The organism is Variovorax sp. efr-133-TYG-130 (assembly GCF_030208835.1).
GTDB lineage: Bacteria > Pseudomonadota > Gammaproteobacteria > Burkholderiales > Burkholderiaceae_C > Variovorax.
The window spans coordinates 27,030-42,753 of sequence record NZ_JARVTD010000009.1 but is presented as its reverse complement, the minus strand read 5'-3'; the positions used below and the strand labels follow the sequence as shown (position 1 = coordinate 42,753).

The 15,724-nt window shown below is 69.4% G+C and carries 15 protein-coding genes; 12 read left to right on the top strand and 3 right to left on the bottom strand.

Annotation, left to right across the window (positions count from 1 at the left end):
• Window positions 1-13 precede the first annotated feature (13 nt).
• Genes QRN67_RS10645 through QRN67_RS10630 form a run of 4 tightly spaced genes read left to right on the top strand, consistent with a single transcriptional unit; the run spans window position 14 to window position 2,185 of the window.
• Window positions 14-367, top strand: coding sequence for a CidA/LrgA family protein (locus QRN67_RS10645; protein WP_285411726.1), 354 nt, complete (start codon window positions 14-16; stop codon window positions 365-367).
• The gene (locus QRN67_RS10640) at window positions 364-1,092 is read left to right on the top strand and encodes an LrgB family protein (protein WP_285411724.1); all 729 of its coding nucleotides are present in this window, start codon (window positions 364-366) and stop codon (window positions 1,090-1,092) included. Before QRN67_RS10645 ends, QRN67_RS10640 begins: the two co-directional genes overlap by 4 nt.
• A gap of 47 nt (window positions 1,093-1,139) precedes the next feature.
• Window positions 1,140-1,691 carry a GNAT family N-acetyltransferase gene (locus QRN67_RS10635; RefSeq protein ID WP_285411723.1) on the top strand — a complete coding sequence of 184 codons (552 nt, stop codon included), beginning with the start codon at window positions 1,140-1,142 and terminating at the stop codon, window positions 1,689-1,691.
• Window positions 1,692-1,720: 29 nt separating this feature from the next.
• Window positions 1,721-2,185 carry an OsmC family protein gene (locus QRN67_RS10630; RefSeq protein WP_106934718.1) on the top strand — a complete coding sequence of 155 codons (465 nt, stop codon included), beginning with the start codon at window positions 1,721-1,723 and terminating at the stop codon, window positions 2,183-2,185.
• 14 nt (window positions 2,186-2,199) lie between these two features.
• Here QRN67_RS10630 and QRN67_RS10625 read toward each other — a convergent pair whose 3' ends face one another.
• Window positions 2,200-2,955 (bottom strand): flagellar brake protein, encoded by a 756-nt coding sequence (locus tag QRN67_RS10625; protein WP_106937466.1) that lies wholly within the window; start codon window positions 2,953-2,955, stop codon window positions 2,200-2,202.
• A 199-nt stretch (window positions 2,956-3,154) separates the two neighbouring features.
• Window positions 3,155-4,069, bottom strand: coding sequence for a LysR family transcriptional regulator (locus QRN67_RS10620; protein ID WP_081271222.1), 915 nt, complete (start codon window positions 4,067-4,069; stop codon window positions 3,155-3,157).
• A 181-nt stretch (window positions 4,070-4,250) separates the two neighbouring features.
• On the opposite strand from QRN67_RS10620, the gene QRN67_RS10615 reads away from it, so the two are divergent.
• The 4 genes from QRN67_RS10615 to QRN67_RS10600 all read left to right on the top strand — a co-directional run bounded on the left by QRN67_RS10615 (window position 4,251) and on the right by QRN67_RS10600 (window position 11,377).
• On the top strand, window positions 4,251-5,147 hold the full coding sequence (locus tag QRN67_RS10615; RefSeq protein WP_285411722.1) for an alpha/beta hydrolase: 897 nt from the start codon (window positions 4,251-4,253) through the stop codon (window positions 5,145-5,147).
• A 148-nt stretch (window positions 5,148-5,295) separates the two neighbouring features.
• The gene (locus QRN67_RS10610; RefSeq protein ID WP_081271224.1) at window positions 5,296-6,546 is read left to right on the top strand and encodes an efflux RND transporter periplasmic adaptor subunit; all 1,251 of its coding nucleotides are present in this window, start codon (window positions 5,296-5,298) and stop codon (window positions 6,544-6,546) included.
• 40 nt (window positions 6,547-6,586) lie between these two features.
• A complete protein-coding gene (locus tag QRN67_RS10605) occupies window positions 6,587-9,865 on the top strand; it encodes an efflux RND transporter permease subunit (protein WP_081271225.1) in 3,279 nt (1,092 codons plus the stop codon).
• Between the two features lie 15 nt (window positions 9,866-9,880).
• A complete protein-coding gene (locus QRN67_RS10600) occupies window positions 9,881-11,377 on the top strand; it encodes an efflux transporter outer membrane subunit (RefSeq protein ID WP_199851922.1) in 1,497 nt (498 codons plus the stop codon).
• Between the two features lie 84 nt (window positions 11,378-11,461).
• Here the strand turns inward: QRN67_RS10600 and QRN67_RS10595 are convergent, their stop codons facing one another.
• The gene (locus tag QRN67_RS10595; RefSeq protein ID WP_285411718.1) at window positions 11,462-11,884 is read right to left on the bottom strand and encodes a hypothetical protein; all 423 of its coding nucleotides are present in this window, start codon (window positions 11,882-11,884) and stop codon (window positions 11,462-11,464) included.
• Here QRN67_RS10595 and QRN67_RS10590 point away from each other — a divergent pair.
• Genes QRN67_RS10590 through QRN67_RS10575 form a run of 4 tightly spaced genes read left to right on the top strand, consistent with a single transcriptional unit; the run spans window position 11,844 to window position 15,710 of the window.
• Window positions 11,844-13,304 (top strand): cobyric acid synthase, encoded by a 1,461-nt coding sequence (locus QRN67_RS10590; RefSeq protein ID WP_285411717.1) that lies wholly within the window; start codon window positions 11,844-11,846, stop codon window positions 13,302-13,304. The two genes, QRN67_RS10595 and QRN67_RS10590, sit on opposite strands and share 41 nt — an antisense overlap.
• Window positions 13,301-14,359 (top strand): nicotinate-nucleotide--dimethylbenzimidazole phosphoribosyltransferase, encoded by a 1,059-nt coding sequence (gene cobT, locus QRN67_RS10585; RefSeq protein ID WP_285411716.1) that lies wholly within the window; start codon window positions 13,301-13,303, stop codon window positions 14,357-14,359. The genes QRN67_RS10590 and cobT overlap by 4 nt, the downstream gene beginning before the upstream one ends.
• Window positions 14,356-15,150: an adenosylcobinamide-GDP ribazoletransferase gene (locus tag QRN67_RS10580; RefSeq protein WP_285411715.1), complete on the top strand. Its 795-nt coding sequence runs from the start codon at window positions 14,356-14,358 to the stop codon at window positions 15,148-15,150. Before cobT ends, QRN67_RS10580 begins: the two co-directional genes overlap by 4 nt.
• A complete protein-coding gene (locus QRN67_RS10575; protein WP_285411714.1) occupies window positions 15,147-15,710 on the top strand; it encodes a histidine phosphatase family protein in 564 nt (187 codons plus the stop codon). Before QRN67_RS10580 ends, QRN67_RS10575 begins: the two co-directional genes overlap by 4 nt.
• Window positions 15,711-15,724: the final 14 nt, after the last annotated feature.

Genomic DNA, 15,724 nt, shown 5'->3' with positions numbered 1-15,724 from the left:
CCCGAAAAGAACCATGCTCTACGCCATCACCACGCTCTTTCTTTGCCAACTCGCCGGCGAACTGCTCGTGCAGTGGCTCAACCTGCCGATCCCGGGGCCGCTGATCGGCATGGTGCTGCTGTTCGTCGGCCTGCTGGTGCGCGGCCGCGTGCCGCAGTCGCTGGGCGACACCGCGGGCCATCTGCTGCGCAACCTGATGCTGCTCTTCATCCCTGCGGTGGCCGGCGTCATGCTGCACTTCGAGCGGGTGGGGCGCGAGTGGCTGCCGTTCCTCGCGGCAGGCATCGTGGGCGCGGCCTTCACCATGACGGTCACCGCGCTCACCTTCCGCTGGATGATCCGCATCACCGGCAAGGATGCGGAATGAGCGCACCTGCCAGGCTGTCCGAAATCTGGGTCTTCCTCGCGCAGTCGCCGCTGCTGTGGCTGTCGCTGACGCTGCTGGCGTACCTGGGCGCGCTGTGGCTGCACACGCGCAGCGGGCGCAATCCGGTGGTCAACCCGGTGCTGATATCGGTGATCGTCATCGTCTCCGTGCTGCTGCTCACCCGCACGCCCTACGACACGTATTTCGAGGGCGCGAAGTTCGTGCACTTCCTCATCGGCCCGGCCACGGTGGCGCTGGCGGTGCCGCTCTACGGGCAGGTGAGCCGGCTGCGCAGGCTGTGGCTGCCCATCGGGGTGGCGCTGCTCGTGGGCTCGGTCGCTGCCATTGTTTCGGCCATCGGCATCGCGTGGGCGTTGGGCGGTTCGCACGAGCTGATGATGTCGCTGGCGCCCAAGTCGGCCACCATGCCCATCGCGATGGGCGTGGCCGAGAAGATCGGCGGCCTGCCGTCGCTGGCCGCCGTGGCTGCTGCCATTGCGGGCATCTCCGGCGCCATCATGGCCACCGGGCTCCTGAACCTGCTGCGCATCCGCGAGCCCGCGGTGCGCGGCTTCGCGGTCGGCATGGCGGCGCACGGCATCGGCACGGCGCGGGCCATCCAGGTGAACGAGACGGCGGGCGCGTTTTCGGCGCTGGCCATGGGGCTCAACGGCATCGCGACGGCGTTGCTGGTGCCGCTGATCGTCAGGCTGATGGGGGCCTGAGGCGCGTGCCGCGGTACTGGCCAAGATCCATCACCGAGCCGCGGCCGATGGAGCTCGTCTGGCCCGCGAAGCCGTACCTGGCCAGCTATGCGTCGGCCCTGAACCGGGGCTGGGCGCGCGACGAGTCGCGGCCCGAATCGGGCGCCGAGGAGCGCGCGGCCATCGAGGCCGATGCCGCGTTGTTCCTCGAGAACCTGGTGGACCGCGAGGCCAAGGGCCCGCCGGTCACGCTGCCCGACGGCTCGCGGGTGCCGCGCCTGCCGGGCTACAAGCTCTGGATGTGGGACGGCGAGTTCTGCGGCAGCATCGACCTGCGCTGGCAGCCCGGCACCATCGCCTTGCCGGTCTACTGCCTGGGCCACATCGGCTACAGCGTGGTGCCATGGAAGCAGCGCAGGGGCTACGCGACGCGCGCGCTGGGCGCCATGCTCACGCTGGCCGCCGGCGAGGGACTGAGCCGCGTCGAGATCACGACCAGCCCCGACAACTTCGCGTCGCAGAAGGTGATCCTGGCCAACGGCGGCGTGCAGGCCGAGACCTTCCTCACCCTGCCAAGCCAGGGCAGCCTGACCAAGTTCCGCTACTTCATCCATCTCTGACAACCGCCGACAGGCAAGGAGCGCCACCCATGGCCCACTACACAGCCGAAGTCCTCTGGCAGCGAGGCGAGCAGGATTTCCTGGGCAACACCTACAGCCGGCGGCACACGCTGCGCTTCGACGGCGGGGCGGAGGTGCCGGCGTCGTCGTCGCCGCACGTGGTGCCGCTGCCCATGTCCGACGCCTCGGCCGTCGACCCGGAGGAAATGTTCGTCGCCTCGCTGTCGAACTGCCACATGCTGTGGTTCCTCACGATGGCGGTGAAGCGCAAGTTCGTGGTCGACCGCTATTTCGACGCGGCCGTCGGCACGATGGAAAAGAACGCCGAGGGAAAGATGGCCATGACGGTGGTCACGCTGCGGCCCGAGGTGCATTTCTCGGGCGAGCACCTGCCCACGCGCGAGCAGATCGACCAGATGCACCATCGCGCGCATGAAGAGTGCTTCATCGCGAATTCGGTCCGCACCGAGGTGCGCTGCGAGCCGGTGTACTGACCGGCCGACCGGCTTCAGCCCACCAGCGAACGGCTCTTCATCTCGAGCCGGGTGATCAGCCGCTGCAGCGCGGTTTCGGCGCCGGCCGGCAGGGCCACGAAGCGGAATCCCAGCTGGTAGCGGATCGTGCCGTTCTCCAGCGTGGTGTCGCGCCGCGACACCAGCTGGATGTCGAGCGTGAGCTGGCCCAGCGTGCCGAGCGACAGTTCGCAGTCGAGCAGGCGCGTGCCCACCGGCAGTTCGGCCACGCGCTCGTCCTTGGTGCGCAGGCCGACGCCGCCGATCGACAGGTCCTGCACCTCGAAGCTGAACGGATCGCCCTTGGGCGGCAGGCGGCCCGAGCAGGTGTACGAATCGAGGATGGGCGCGTCGACGCGGAAGTACTCGCGGCGCTGCATGTAGACCAGCACTTCGGGAAAGTCGGCCTCGAATGCGGGCATGCCTTCGTAGCGGACCTCGCGCGGCGTGCCGATGGAGAACTCGATGCGCACGCCTTCCGGCTGGGCCTGGAACAGGCAGCGCCGCGCCGCCAGCAGGCCCCGGTTCTGCTCGGGCTGCGAGCCCCAGTCGAAGGTGAAGACACGCCTGCGCAGATCGACGTCCAGCAGCTGCGTCACGAGCTGGCCGCCCGCGTACTGGACGGTGAGGTTGTTGCTGCGATTGACGAGATTGCGCAGCTGAACGCCGATTTCCGCCGGCGTGCGGCGTCCGAAATTGCCTGTGCTTTCGTCGGGCGCGTCGGCTTGGCCGTTCGACTGGTCTGTATCCATGAGCTTGCCGGTGTGTATGTTCTTGCGGGCGCGTACCAAGGCTCCTGCCGGGGCTGCTGCGCGGCCCCCAGTGGGCCCGCGGCACGTGCCTCCAACCGGAAATCGCGACGCTTTCCGGAATCGGACCTCAGTTAATAGCGGCATCGGACGGCCAAGTTTTAGGGCCCGGCGCGAATTATCTTCTGCAAATGTGGCGCAATCAGCGCCGCTGCAGCCTCGGATTCTTCGCGAACAGCTCCGCGGCCCAGTCCACGAAGGCCCGTACCTTCGCGCTCAGGTGCCGGTTGGGCGGGTAGACCACGTGGATGGGCAGCGGGTCGCGGCTCCAGTCGGGCAGCACCTCGACCAGTTCGCCGCTTTCCAGCAGCGGCTCGGCCATGAAGGTGATGCACTGCGAAATGCCGAAGCCGCCCAGCACCGCCGTGATGTGCGCGTTGCTTTCGTTCACCGACACCCGGTAGGGCCCGTTCAGCTCGATCTGCTCGTCGCCCTTCTTGAACTCGTGCGGGTACACCCGCCGCGTGGTGCCCGAGAAATAGCTCACCACGTGGTGCCGCTTCTCGATGTCGTTCGGGTGCTGCGGCATGCCGTAGCGCTTGATGTACGCCGGTGACGCCACGGTGACGAAGTGCAGCGTGCCGATGCGCCGCGCCACCAGCGACTGGTCGCTGAGTTCGCCCGCGCGGATCACGCAGTCGACGTTGTCGCTGATCAGGTCGACCGTGCGGTCGCTCACGCCCAGGTCGACCTGGATGTCGGGGTAGCGGTCGCAGAAGCTGGCCAGCGCGGGCAGGATGATGAGCCGCGCCACCGAGGTGCCGATGTCGATGCGCAGCCGCCCCGTGGGGTTGGCCTGCGCATTCGTCATGCTGGCTTCCATGTCGTCGAAGTCGTTCAGCAGGCGCGCGGCCCGCTCGAAGTACGCTGCGCCGTCGGGCGTGACCGTCACGCGGCGCGTGGTGCGGTTGAGCAGCTTGACCCGCAGGCGCGATTCCAGCGCCTGGATCTGCTTGGTGACGGTGCCTTTGGGCAGCGCGAGCGAGTCGGCGGCCCGGGTGAAAGTGCCTGCCTCCACGACGCGGACAAAGATCCGCATGGCCTGGATTTGATCCATTGAATGCCTGTTCTGGGATACCCGGCCCACACCGGGGGGAGCGGATTCTCACATATGCGGGCATTCCCCATGGCGCCCGGGATTGTTGTCGGTTTGGAAACAGAGTGGGGCCATGTTTCCTGTTTAAGGCCTCATGTAGCGCCTTATATTTCAACCATCGCCCATTCCCCCGAGGTCGCCCATGTCACCCGTTCCATCGTCCAGTTCAGCCGAAGCCGCAGCGCGCGCCGCGGCACAAGGCGTGGAAGCCGATCTGTCGATCGAGCTGCCCGGCCGTGAGCCGGTCGGCGCGCGGGTGTACGGCCAGCGCGCCAAGGGCGACGTGGTGCCGCTGGTGCTGCATTTCCACGGCGGCACCTTCGTGTGCGGCGGCCTGGACAACGGCCGCAACGTGGCCCGGCTGCTCGCCGGCGCCGGGGCGGTGGTGGTTTCGCTGGCCTACCCGCTGGCGCCCCAGTCGCCGTTCCCGGAGCCGATCGAGGTGGGCTATGCCGCCCTCGAATGGCTCTACAAGCAGCGCACCAAGCTGGGCGGCAAGGGCGCGCAGGTCTACCTGGCCGGCGAGGAAGCCGGGGGCAACCTGGCCGCGGCCGTGGCGCTGATCGCCCGCGACCGGGCGCATCCGCCGGTGGCGGGGCAGATCCTGCTGTCGCCCATGCTGGACCCGTGCGCCGGCACCGCCTCGCTGCGCAAGGCCACCAACGACGCGGCCGAGTGCCGCTGGGCCAGCGGCTGGGAAAAGTACCTGAGCTGCCCCTCGAACGCCACGCACCCCTATGCCGTGCCCAGCGGCTCGCTGCGGCTGTCGGCCCTGGCGCCTGCGCTGGTGCTGGTGGGGCAGGACGACGCCATGCGCGACGAGGCGATGACCTTCGCGGGCCGCCTGCGCGCCGCCGGCATCGAGGTCACGAGCAGCGTGCTGCCCAGCGCCACCGACTGGCCGAAGGCGCTGTACGACACCGAGAACACGGCTTGCGTGGCCTGCGAGGCCACGGTGCAGCAGCACTTCCGTGATTTCTTCAGCGCCACCACGCCAAAGGCCGTGCCCAAGGGTACGGCGCCCAACCACCCCAGTTAGTAGCCGGCCGACCCCGTCCGCCTGATCGACACGCTGCCAGCGCGGCAGCGTGCGAGGGCCTCTTTTTTTCCGAAATCCGCCTCCTGGTGCCGAAAAGCGCCGGGCTGGCCTGTTGCATCCCAAAAGTCATCGAGAAGGACGAACCATCATGTCGAACAACGAGAAAAAGCTGTCTTCCGCAACCCGCAAGGGCCTGTGGCCCGCCGTGACCGGCCTGACCGCGCTGCTGGCGGTGGCGGCCGCGGTGGTGGGCATGTACAGCTTCAAGGCCGAAGCCAACAACGCCCCGGCCGCGCCGCAGGCCACGCCGGTGTCGGTGGCGACCGTGGCTTCGAGCGAGATCAACGCCTGGGACGAGTTCTCGGGCCGCCTCGAAGCCGTCGAGCGCGTCGACGTGCGCTCCCGCGTCGCGGGTGCCGTGCAGTCGGTGCACTTCCGCGAAGGCGCGCTGGTGAAGCAGGGCGACCTGCTGGTGACCATCGACCCCGCGCCGTACGCGGCCGAGGTCGAGCGCGCCGAGGCGCAGGTGGCCTCCGCCCAGGCCCGCCAGTCTTTCAGCCGCAGCGAGCAGGAGCGCGCCAGGCGCCTGTGGGACGACAAGGCCATCGCCCAGCGTGAATTCGACGAGCGCGTGAACGCCGGCCGCGAAGCCGACGCCAACCTGCGCGCTGCGCAAGCCTCCCTGCAGTCGGCGCGCCTGAACCTGGGCTACACCCAGGTGCGGGCGCCGGTGTCCGGCCGCATCGGCCGCATCGAAGTGACGGTGGGCAACCTGGTGGCGGCCGGTCCGGGCGCTCCGGTGCTGACCACGCTGGTGTCGGTGAGCCCGATCTACGCGAGCTTCGACGCCGACGAGCAGGTCATCACCCGTGCCCTGAAGGAACTGCCCACCGGCTCCAGCGCCCGCGGCCAGATCGAGAGCATTCCCGTGCAGATGGGCACCGCCGGCCTCGACGGCACGCCCTTCACCGGCAAGCTGCAGCTGATCGACAACCAGGTCGACGCCAAGAGCGGCACGGTGCGCGTGCGTGCCTCGTTCGACAACAAGGACGGCGCGCTCATCCCCGGCCAGTTCGCCCGCATCCGCATGGGCCAGGCGCGCAGCGACAGCGCGCTGCTGGTGAGCGAACGCGCCATCGGCACCGACCAGAACAAGAAGTTCGTGATGGTCGTGGGCGACGACAGCAAGGCCGCCTACCGCGAAGTGACGCTGGGCGCCTCCATCAACGGCCTGCGTGTCGTGAGCAAGGGCCTGAAGGCGGGTGACCGCGTCATCGTCAACGGCCTGCAGCACATCCGCCCGGGCGCGCTGGTGGCGCCGCAGCAAGTGACGATGGACGCCAAGGCCGACCCCAAGCAACAACAACCGGAACGCGTGGCCGAGGCCGCTAAGTCCTGATTTCGGAGGAGGGCGCTCCCGCGCCCGCCGGAGAACCAACATGAATCTCTCAAAATTCTTCATCGACCGGCCGATCTTTGCCGGCGTGCTGTCGCTATTGATGCTGATAGCCGGCCTGATCGCGCTGCGCGGGCTGCCGATCTCGGAGTACCCGGAAGTCGCGCCGCCCTCGGTGGTGGTGCGCGCCCAGTACCCCGGCGCCAACCCGAAGGTGATCGCCGAGACCGTCGCCACCCCGCTCGAAGAGCAGATCAACGGCGTCGAAGGCATGCTCTACATGGGCAGCCAGGCGACCACCGACGGCGTGCTGACGCTCACCGTCACCTTCCGCCTGGGCACCGACCCCGACAAGGCACAGCAACTGGTGCAGAACCGCGTCTCGCAAGCCGAGCCGCGCCTGCCCGAGGAAGTGCGCCGGCTGGGCATCACGACCGTCAAGAGCGCGCCCGACCTGACGATGGTGGTCCACCTCGTCTCGCCCAACAACCGCTACGACATCAACTACCTGCGCAACTACGCGGTGCTGAACGTGAAGGACCCGCTGGCGCGCATCGAAGGCGTGGGCCAGGTGCAGATCTTCGGCGGCGGCGACTACTCCATGCGCGTGTGGCTCGACCCGCAGAAGGTCGCGCAGCGCGGCCTCTCGGCCAGCGACGTGGTGGCCGCCATCCGAGGCCAGAACGTACAGGCCGCGGCCGGCGTGGTCGGCGCTTCGCCGGGCCTGTCGGGTGTGGACATGCAGCTCTCCATCAATGCGCAAGGGCGCCTGCAGAGCGAGGAAGAGTTCGGCGACATCATCGTCAAGAGCGGCACCGACGGCGCCGTGACCCGCCTGCGCGACATCGGCCGCCTGGAAATGGGCGCCGCCGACTACTCGCTGCGTTCGCTGCTGAACAACGACCCGGCCGTCGGCATGGGCGTGTTCCAGGCACCGGGCTCCAACGCGCTCGACATCTCGGCCAACGTGCGCAAGACGATGGAAGAGCTCAACAAGAACATGCCCGAGGGCCTGGAATACCGCATCGCCTACGACCCGACGCAGTTCGTGCGCGCATCGATCGAATCGGTGATCCACACGCTGCTCGAAGCCATCATGCTGGTGGTGCTGGTCGTGATCCTGTTCCTGCAGACCTGGCGCGCTTCCATCATTCCGCTGCTGGCCGTGCCGGTGTCGGTGATCGGTACCTTCGCGGTGCTGCACGTGCTGGGTTTCTCGATCAACGCGCTGAGCCTGTTCGGGCTGGTGCTGGCCATCGGCATCGTGGTGGACGACGCCATCGTGGTGGTGGAGAACGTCGAACGCAACATCGAGGCCGGGCTCACGCCGCGTGAAGCCACGTACCGCGCGATGCGCGAAGTGTCGGGCCCCATCATCGCCATCGCGCTGGTGCTGGTGGCCGTGTTCGTGCCGCTGGCTTTCATCAGCGGCCTCACGGGCCAGTTCTATCGCCAGTTCGCGGTGACGATCGCGATCTCGACGGTGATCTCGGCGATCAACTCGCTCACGCTGTCGCCCGCGCTCGCCGCCTTGCTGCTGCGCGGCCACGACCAGCCCAAGGACGCGCTCACGCGCGGCATGGACAAGGCTTTCGGCTGGCTGTTCCGCGGCTTCAACAGGCTGTTCCATCGCGGCTCCGAGGCCTACAGCGGCGGCGTGAAGAACGTCATCTCGCGCAAGGCGCTGATGCTGGCGATCTACGTTGCGCTCATCGCCGTGACCTTCGGCCTCTTCAAGGCGGTGCCCGGCGGCTTCGTGCCGGCGCAGGACAAGCAATACCTGATCGGTTTTGCCCAGCTGCCCGACGGCGCCACGCTGGACCGCACCGACGAAGTGATCCAGCGCATGGGCGAGATCATGAAGAAGAACCCGAACGTGGAAGACGCCATCGCCTTCCCGGGCCTGTCGATCAACGGCTTCACCAACAGCTCGAACTCGGGCATCGTGTTCGCCACGCTCAAGCCCTTCGACCAGCGCAAGCGCCCCGACCAGAGCGGCGGCGCGGTGGCCGGCCAGCTCAACGGTGCCTTCGCCGGCATCCAGGACGCCTTCATCGTGATGTTCCCGCCGCCGCCGGTGGCGGGCCTGGGCACCACGGGCGGCTTCAAGCTGCAGCTGGAAGACCGTGCCTCGGTGGGCTACGACCAGATGGACGCGGCAGTGAAGGCCTTCATGGCCAAGGCACAGCAGGCGCCCGAGCTGGCTGGCATGTTCACGAGCTGGCAGGTCAACGTGCCGCAGCTGTACGCGGACATCGACCGCACCAAGGCGCGCCAGCTGGGCGTGCCTGTGACGGACATCTTCGACACCATGCAGATCTACCTCGGCAGCCTGTATGCGAACGACTTCAACAAGTTCGGACGCACGTACAGCGTGCGGGTGCAGGCCGATGCGCCTTACCGCGCCCGTGCCGAAGACGTGGGCCTGCTGAAGGTGCGCTCGACCTCTGGCGAGATGGTGCCGCTGTCGGCCCTGATGAAGGTCAACTCGACCTTCGGGCCGGAACGCGCCATGCGCTACAACGGCTACCTGGCCGCCGACATCAACGGCGGTCCGGCACCGGGCTACTCGTCGGGCCAGGCGCAGGACGCGATCACCAAGATCGCGGCCGAGACGCTGCCCAAGGGCGTGAGCTTCGAGTGGACCGAGCTGACGTACCAGGAAATCCTGGCCGGCAACTCCGCCTTCCTGGTGTTCCCGCTGGCCATCCTGCTGGTGTTCCTGGTGCTGGCCGCGCAGTACGAAAGCCTGACGCTGCCGATCGCGATCATCCTGATCGTGCCCATGGGCATCCTGGCCGCGATGACGGGCGTGTGGATATCGGGGGGTGACAACAACGTCTTCACGCAGATCGGGCTGATCGTGCTGGTGGGGCTGAGTGCGAAGAACGCGATTCTCATCGTGGAGTTCGCGCGGGAGCTGGAGTTTGCCGGCCGCACACCGGTGCAGGCCGCCATCGAAGCCAGCCGCCTGCGCCTGCGCCCGATTCTCATGACCTCGCTGGCCTTCGTGATGGGCGTGCTGCCCCTCGTGCTGTCGACCGGCGCGGGCTCGGAGATGCGCAAGGCCATGGGCGTGGCGGTGTTCGCCGGGATGATCGGCGTGACGGCCTTCGGCCTGTTCCTGACGCCGGTGTTCTATGTGCTGCTGCGCCGCCTGGCGGGCAACCGGCCGCTCAAGCTGCACGGCCAGGTGCCGCATGGCGAAGACTTCGTGTCGGCCGAGCATCCGGCCGCGCCGGCCCCTTCGTCGCACGGTGGTTCGGGTGGCGGCGGGCTGCACCCCGTGCCTGCGTCGCCGCGTCCTTCGCATGACGACTGATCAAGAAAGTTCATCATGAATATCCAAGCAAAGACTTTGGCGAGGCCCCTTCGCGCCGCCGTGCTGCCGCTGCTGGCCGCCCTGGCGCTGGCCGGCTGCGCCACCGTGCCTTCGGGCCTGCCCGAAATCACGACCACGGCCCAGTTCAAGGAGCAGGGCAAGGACCAGGGCGCCACGCCGCCCGCCGGCTTCACGCGTGCCGTGCCTTCCGAGGCACAGTCGCGCGGGGCCTGGTGGCTGGTGTTCAACGACCCGACGCTCAATGCGCTGGTCGAGAAGGCGGACATCCACAACAACGACATCCAGGCCGCCGCCGCGCGGCTGGCCGAGGCCCGCGCGCTGGCGCGCACCGCCGACGCCGATCGCCTGCCGCAGATCGGCCTGGGCGCCGGCGCCAACCGCGGCGCGGGGCTGGACAAGGCCACGGCCAGCACCCGGCCGGCCACGATGACCAACATCGGCGCCACGTTCTCGTACGAGCTCGACCTGTTCGGCCGCCTCTCGGGCGCCAGCAACGCGGCCAGGCTCGACGCCGCGGGCCGCGAGGCGCTGCTGCAGAGCACCCGGCTCGCGATACAGGCGCAGACCGCGCAGACCTACCTGCAACTGCGCGCGCTCGATGCCGAACGCGCCCTGGTGCGCGAGCAGGTCGAGGCCTACCGCGACACGCTGCGCCTGTCGCAGCGCCGCGAGCAGGCCGGCGACATCGCCGAACTCGACGTGGCGCGGGTGCAGACCGAGGTGTCGTCCACCGAGTCCGACGCGCTCGCGCTCGACCGGCAGCGCGCCCAGGTCGAGCATGCGCTGGCGGTGCTGGTGGGCGATTCGGCCTCCAGCTTCGGCCTGCGCACCGACGAGTGGTCGACGGTGCTGCCGAACATTCCGCCGGGCGTGCCCTCCACCGTGCTGATGCGCCGGCCCGACGTGTCGGCCGCACAGAGCGCCGTGCTGGCCGCGCAGGCCCGGGTGGGCGTGGCGCAGACCGCGTGGTTCCCCGACATCTCGCTGACCGGCGCCGCCGGCTACGCATCGCCCGAGATCGGCGACCTGTTCAAGTGGTCGGCCCGCTCGTGGGGCGTGGGCGCGCTGCTGTCGCTGCCCATCTTCGACGGCGGCCGCCGCGAGGCCGGCGTGCAGGGCGCCAACGCCCAGCTCGACGGCGCGCTGGCCAGCTACCGCACGCAGGCGCTGGTGGCGTTCCAGGAGGTCGAAGACCAGCTGGCGGCCATCCGCATCCTGCAGGAGCAGTCGGTGGTGCAGGCGCAGGCCGTGACTTCGGCCCAGCGCGCCACGAGTCTTTCGGACACGCGCTATCGCAACGGCTACATCAGCCAGCTCGACCTGCTGGACGCGCGCCGCAGCGAGCTGCGCAACCGCCGTCAGGCGCTGCAGGTGAAGTCGGCGCAGTACCAGGCGGCCGTGGGGCTGATCCGCGCGATCGGCGGAAGCTGGGATGTGCCGGCGCCGGTGGCGTCAGCGTCGGCCACCGGACAGGCCGTGGCCGCGCGCTGATTGATGAGCGGCCGGGAACGATCGGAAGAACTGGAAGAATTGAAAGCCTGAACGCTGCAAGGCGGTCTTTGCGCCGCCGTGGGTTCAGTCGGTATTGCCGGCTGTGCCTGCGGCGGCGCTTATTTTTTGCAGTTCCAGGACGCCCATCGCCAGGGCGTTGGAGTAGGTGGCCTGCGGCTTGGCGGCGGTGCGGTAGACCCGGTAGTCGAGGGTCTCGGATGCGTTGCCGCCGTGATGGGCTTCGAGAAGGGTCCAGAAAAACTGGCCCGGCTCGTGTTCCTCGACGGCTAGCGCCAAATCGTTCAAAACTGGCATGGTCCCTGAATGCTGTGCGTTGTGTGAGCCGTGTCTACGCATCAGAGCCACTTTTGGATTCAAGCGCATCATTTGAAATGCTCCAGGTGTGAAAGATGTCTCATTTCGTCGCTCCGCCTGGACGGTTTTGGCGCTCAACGACAATTCGCCGATGAGTTCAACGGCAACAAACCGGCCGGCGCGGTGCGTCATGGTCCTCGGCACCACCAGCGGGGCCGGCAAGAGCTGGCTGGCCACGGCGCTGTGCCGCTGGTATGCGCGGCGCGGCCTGAAGGTGGCGCCGTTCAAGGCGCAGAACATGAGCAACAACGCCCGCGTGGTGGGCGGCGGAGAAATCGGCAGCGCCCAGTATTTCCAGGCCCTGGCCGCCAACGCCGTGCCCGACGTGCGCATGAACCCGCTGCTGCTCAAGCCCGAGCGCGACACCCACAGCCAAGTGGTGCTGATGGGGCAGGTGAGCGAAGAGCTGTCGGCCCTGCCATGGCGCGGGCGCAGCGAGCGCGTCTGGCCGCAGATCGCCCGGGCGCTCGACGAACTGCGCGCCGGGAACGACGTGGTGGTCATCGAAGGCGCCGGCTCGCCGGCCGAGATCAACCTCATGGCCAGCGACATCGTCAACATGCGCATCGCCCGCCACGCCCAGGCCCGCTGCCTGCTGGCGACCGACATCGACCGTGGCGGCGCCTTCGCGCACCTGTACGGCACCTGGGCGCTGCTGCCCGACGCCGACCGCTCGCTGCTGCACGGCTTCGTGCTCAACAAGTTCCGGGGCGACGCCGCGCAGCTGGCGCCCGCGCCGCAGCAACTGCAGGAACTGACCGGCGTGCCCACCGTGGCCACGCTGCCCATGTGGTGGCAGCACGGCCTGCCCGAGGAAGACGGCGTGTTCGACGACCGCAGCCGCGCGAGCGGCACCGTCACCCGCACGGTGGCGGTGGTGGCGTATCCGCGCATCAGCAACCTCGACGAATTCCAGGCGCTGAAGAACGTACCGGGCGTGCGGCTGGTCTGGGCCCGCACGCCGGCCGACGTGGCCGGCGCCGACTGGATCGTGCTGCCCGGCTCCAAGCACACCAGCGGCGACCTGGCCTGGCTGCGCGCGCAGGGGCTCGACAGCGCCGTGGCCGCGCACGCCGAACGCGGCGGCGCGGTGCTGGGCATCTGCGGCGGATTGCAGATGCTGGGCGAGGCGCTGGTCGATCCGCACGGCATCGACGGCAACGCGCCGGGGCTGGGCCTGCTGCCGCTGGTGACGGTGTTCGCGCGCGAGAAGACGGTGCGCCACCGCGCCGCCACCTTCGGCGAACTGGGCGGCGCATGGGCCGCGCTGTCCGGCGTGCCGGTGGCCGGCTACGAAATCCACCACGGCCAGACGGCCGCCCATCCGCAGCTGGCGCACGACGGCCGGCCGGTGATGCCCGACGGGCTGGCCTGGCAGAACGCGCGCGGCAATGTGCTGGGTATCTACATGCACGGCCTGTTCGAAGACCCCGGCGCGCTTCATGCCTTGTTCGGCGCCTCGGCTCCCACGCTGGACGCCACCTTCGACGGCCTGGCAGATTTCATCGACACACACTTCGACGCCGGCGTGCTGGCCGGGCTGATTGCATGAACAAAGACGACGACCTGATTCCCGCCATTCCCACCATTCCCGACCTCGCCGACGCAGCGCTGGCGGTGCGCCTGCAGAGCGCGCTCGACAACAAGACCAAGCCGCTCGGCGCGCTCGGCCGGCTGGAGGCGCTGGCCTTGCGCATCGGGCTGATCCTGGGCACCGCACTGCCGCTGCTCGAGGCGCCGCAGATGCTGGTCTGCGCGGGCGACCACGGGCTTGCGGCGCGCGGTGTCTCGGCCTATCCGAGCGACGTGACCTGGCAGATGGTCGAGAACTTCCTGGCCGGCGGCGCGGCGGTGAGCGTGCTGGCGCGCCAGCACGGGCTGGCGCTGACGGTGGTCGACTGCGGCGTGCGGCGCGACTTCCAGCCCCGGCCCGGCCTGGTCTCGCGCCGGATTGCCGCCGGCACGGCCGACGCCTCGGCCGGCCCGGCCATGACCGCCGGGCAATGCGCCCAGGCCATCGCCAACGGGCGCGAAGTGGTGCGGGCGCTGCCGGGCAACGCCTTGCTGCTCGGCGAGATGGGCATCGGCAACAGCTCGTCGGCCGCGCTGCTGCTGTCGCGGCTGGGCGGCCTGCGCATCGACGACTGCACCGGCATCGGCACCGGGCTCGACGGCGCGGGGCTGGCGCGCAAGCGCGAAGTGCTGCGACAGGTGCTCGCGCTGCACGCGGACGCGACGGCGCCGCTGGACGCGCTGGCGGCCTTCGGCGGTTTCGAGGTGGCCACGCTGGTCGGCGCCGTGCTGCAGGCGGCCGAAGAGCGCCGCGTGATCGTGGTCGACGGCTTCATCGCGAGTTCTGCCGTGCTGGTGGCGCAGGCCCTGCAGCCGCATGTGGCGCAGCGCTGCGTGGCCGCGCATTGCTCGGCCGAGCCGGGCCACGTGCTGCTGCTGGAGCAACTGGGCCTGGAGCCGCTGCTGAACCTGGACCTGCGGCTGGGCGAAGGCTCCGGCGGGGCGCTGGCGTGGCCGCTGCTCGAATCGGCCTGCCGCATCCTGCGCGAAATGGCGAGCTTCGAGGCGGCGGGCGTGTCGCGCAAGGACGCATGAGCGGCATCAGGCACTTCCTGCTGGCGCTGCAGTTCTTCACGCGGGTGCCCGTGACGGGCCCGCTCGCGGACTGGGTCGGCTTCAGTCCGCAGATGCTGCGCGCGAGCGCCGCGCACCTGCCTGGCATCGGCTGGCTGGTGGGCAGTGTGGCCGCCCTGGTCTTCACCGGAGTGGGCATGGGGTTGCCCGGCGTGGCGGGCGCGCTGGCGGCGGCGGTGCTGAGCACCGTCGCCACGGTGATGCTGACCGGTGCCTTCCACGAAGACGGACTGGCCGACGTGGCGGACGGCCTGGGCGGCTCGGCCCGGCGCGAAAGGGCGCTGGAAATCATGAAGGACTCGCGCATCGGCGCCTTCGGCGCGGTGGCGCTGGTGCTCGCGCTGGGCCTGAAGTTCGCGCTGCTCGCCACGCTGGCCGCGCGGGGGCTGCAGCCGGTGGCCATCGCCATCGTCGGTACGCACGTGCTGTCGCGGCTGATGCCGCTGTTCCTGATCCGCTGGCTGCCTTATGTGGGCGACAGCGGCGCGAGCAAGGCCAAGCCGCTGGCGGACGCCATCAGCGGCGGCGCGCTGCTCATCGCCGTGCTGTGGACGGTGCCGGCCGTGGCCTTGCTGCTGCTGGCGCACGACGCAGTGCACGTTGGCGCGGCGGTGCTCATGGCCCTGCTGGCCGCGGGCTGGATGGCGCGGCTTTTCATGCGGCGGTTGCAGGGCTTCACGGGCGACGGCCTGGGCGCGACCCAGCAGGTCTGCGAGCTCGCGATCTACCTGGCACTGGCCTGGCGGGCATGAGCACGCTCTGGCTCCAGCGCCATGCCCCGGTGGTGGCCGAACCGGGCCTCTGCTACGGCGCCACGGACCTCGAAGCCGATGCCGGCGCCACGCTGGACGCCGCCCGGCGCATCGCGCCGTTGCTGCCGGCCGGCACGCTGCTGTGCAGTTCGCCGCTGCGGCGCTGCGTCGCGCTGGCCGACGCCATCGCCGCTCTGCGGCCCGAGCTGCCGGTGCGGCGCGACGCAAGGCTGGCCGAGATGGATTTCGGCGCCTGGGAAGGCCGCGCGTGGGCCTCCATTCCGCGCGAAGACTTCGACGCCTGGACCGCCGATTTCGCGGACCTGCGCGTGGGCACCCATGGCGAGAGCGTGCGCGCCTTCATGGCGCGCATTGCCGCCGCGCACGACGAATGGCTGGCGCAGCGGCGCGACACGCTCTGGGTCACGCACTCCGGCGTGCTGCGCGCGGTGACGCTGCTGCAGCGCGGCATCCGTTGCCCGGCGGCAGCGGGCGACTGGCCCGGCGGCGAGATGCCGTTCGGCGGCTGGCTGACCTTCGGGCATCCGACCTCCGCGTGACAGAGAGAAATGTC

Excerpts from the sequence above, each read along its gene's own strand:
- QRN67_RS10645 (WP_285411726.1), top strand. The coding sequence starts at position 14 with ATGCTCTACGCCATCACCACGCTCTTTCTTTGCCAACTCGCCGGCGAA.
- QRN67_RS10640 (WP_285411724.1), top strand. The coding sequence starts at position 364 with ATGAGCGCACCTGCCAGGCTGTCCGAAATCTGGGTCTTCCTCGCGCAG.
- QRN67_RS10635 (WP_285411723.1), top strand. The coding sequence starts at position 1,140 with ATGGAGCTCGTCTGGCCCGCGAAGCCGTACCTGGCCAGCTATGCGTCG.
- QRN67_RS10630 (WP_106934718.1), top strand. The coding sequence starts at position 1,721 with ATGGCCCACTACACAGCCGAAGTCCTCTGGCAGCGAGGCGAGCAGGAT.
- QRN67_RS10625 (WP_106937466.1), bottom strand. The coding sequence starts at position 2,955 with ATGGATACAGACCAGTCGAACGGCCAAGCCGACGCGCCCGACGAAAGC.
- QRN67_RS10620 (WP_081271222.1), bottom strand. The coding sequence starts at position 4,069 with ATGGATCAAATCCAGGCCATGCGGATCTTTGTCCGCGTCGTGGAGGCA.
- QRN67_RS10615 (WP_285411722.1), top strand. The coding sequence starts at position 4,251 with ATGTCACCCGTTCCATCGTCCAGTTCAGCCGAAGCCGCAGCGCGCGCC.
- QRN67_RS10610 (WP_081271224.1), top strand. The coding sequence starts at position 5,296 with ATGTCGAACAACGAGAAAAAGCTGTCTTCCGCAACCCGCAAGGGCCTG.
- QRN67_RS10605 (WP_081271225.1), top strand. The coding sequence starts at position 6,587 with ATGAATCTCTCAAAATTCTTCATCGACCGGCCGATCTTTGCCGGCGTG.
- QRN67_RS10600 (WP_199851922.1), top strand. The coding sequence starts at position 9,881 with ATGAATATCCAAGCAAAGACTTTGGCGAGGCCCCTTCGCGCCGCCGTG.
- QRN67_RS10590 (WP_285411717.1), top strand. The coding sequence starts at position 11,844 with ATGAGTTCAACGGCAACAAACCGGCCGGCGCGGTGCGTCATGGTCCTC.
- QRN67_RS10595 (WP_285411718.1), bottom strand. The coding sequence starts at position 11,884 with ATGACGCACCGCGCCGGCCGGTTTGTTGCCGTTGAACTCATCGGCGAA.
- cobT (WP_285411716.1), top strand. The coding sequence starts at position 13,301 with ATGAACAAAGACGACGACCTGATTCCCGCCATTCCCACCATTCCCGAC.
- QRN67_RS10580 (WP_285411715.1), top strand. The coding sequence starts at position 14,356 with ATGAGCGGCATCAGGCACTTCCTGCTGGCGCTGCAGTTCTTCACGCGG.
- QRN67_RS10575 (WP_285411714.1), top strand. The coding sequence starts at position 15,147 with ATGAGCACGCTCTGGCTCCAGCGCCATGCCCCGGTGGTGGCCGAACCG.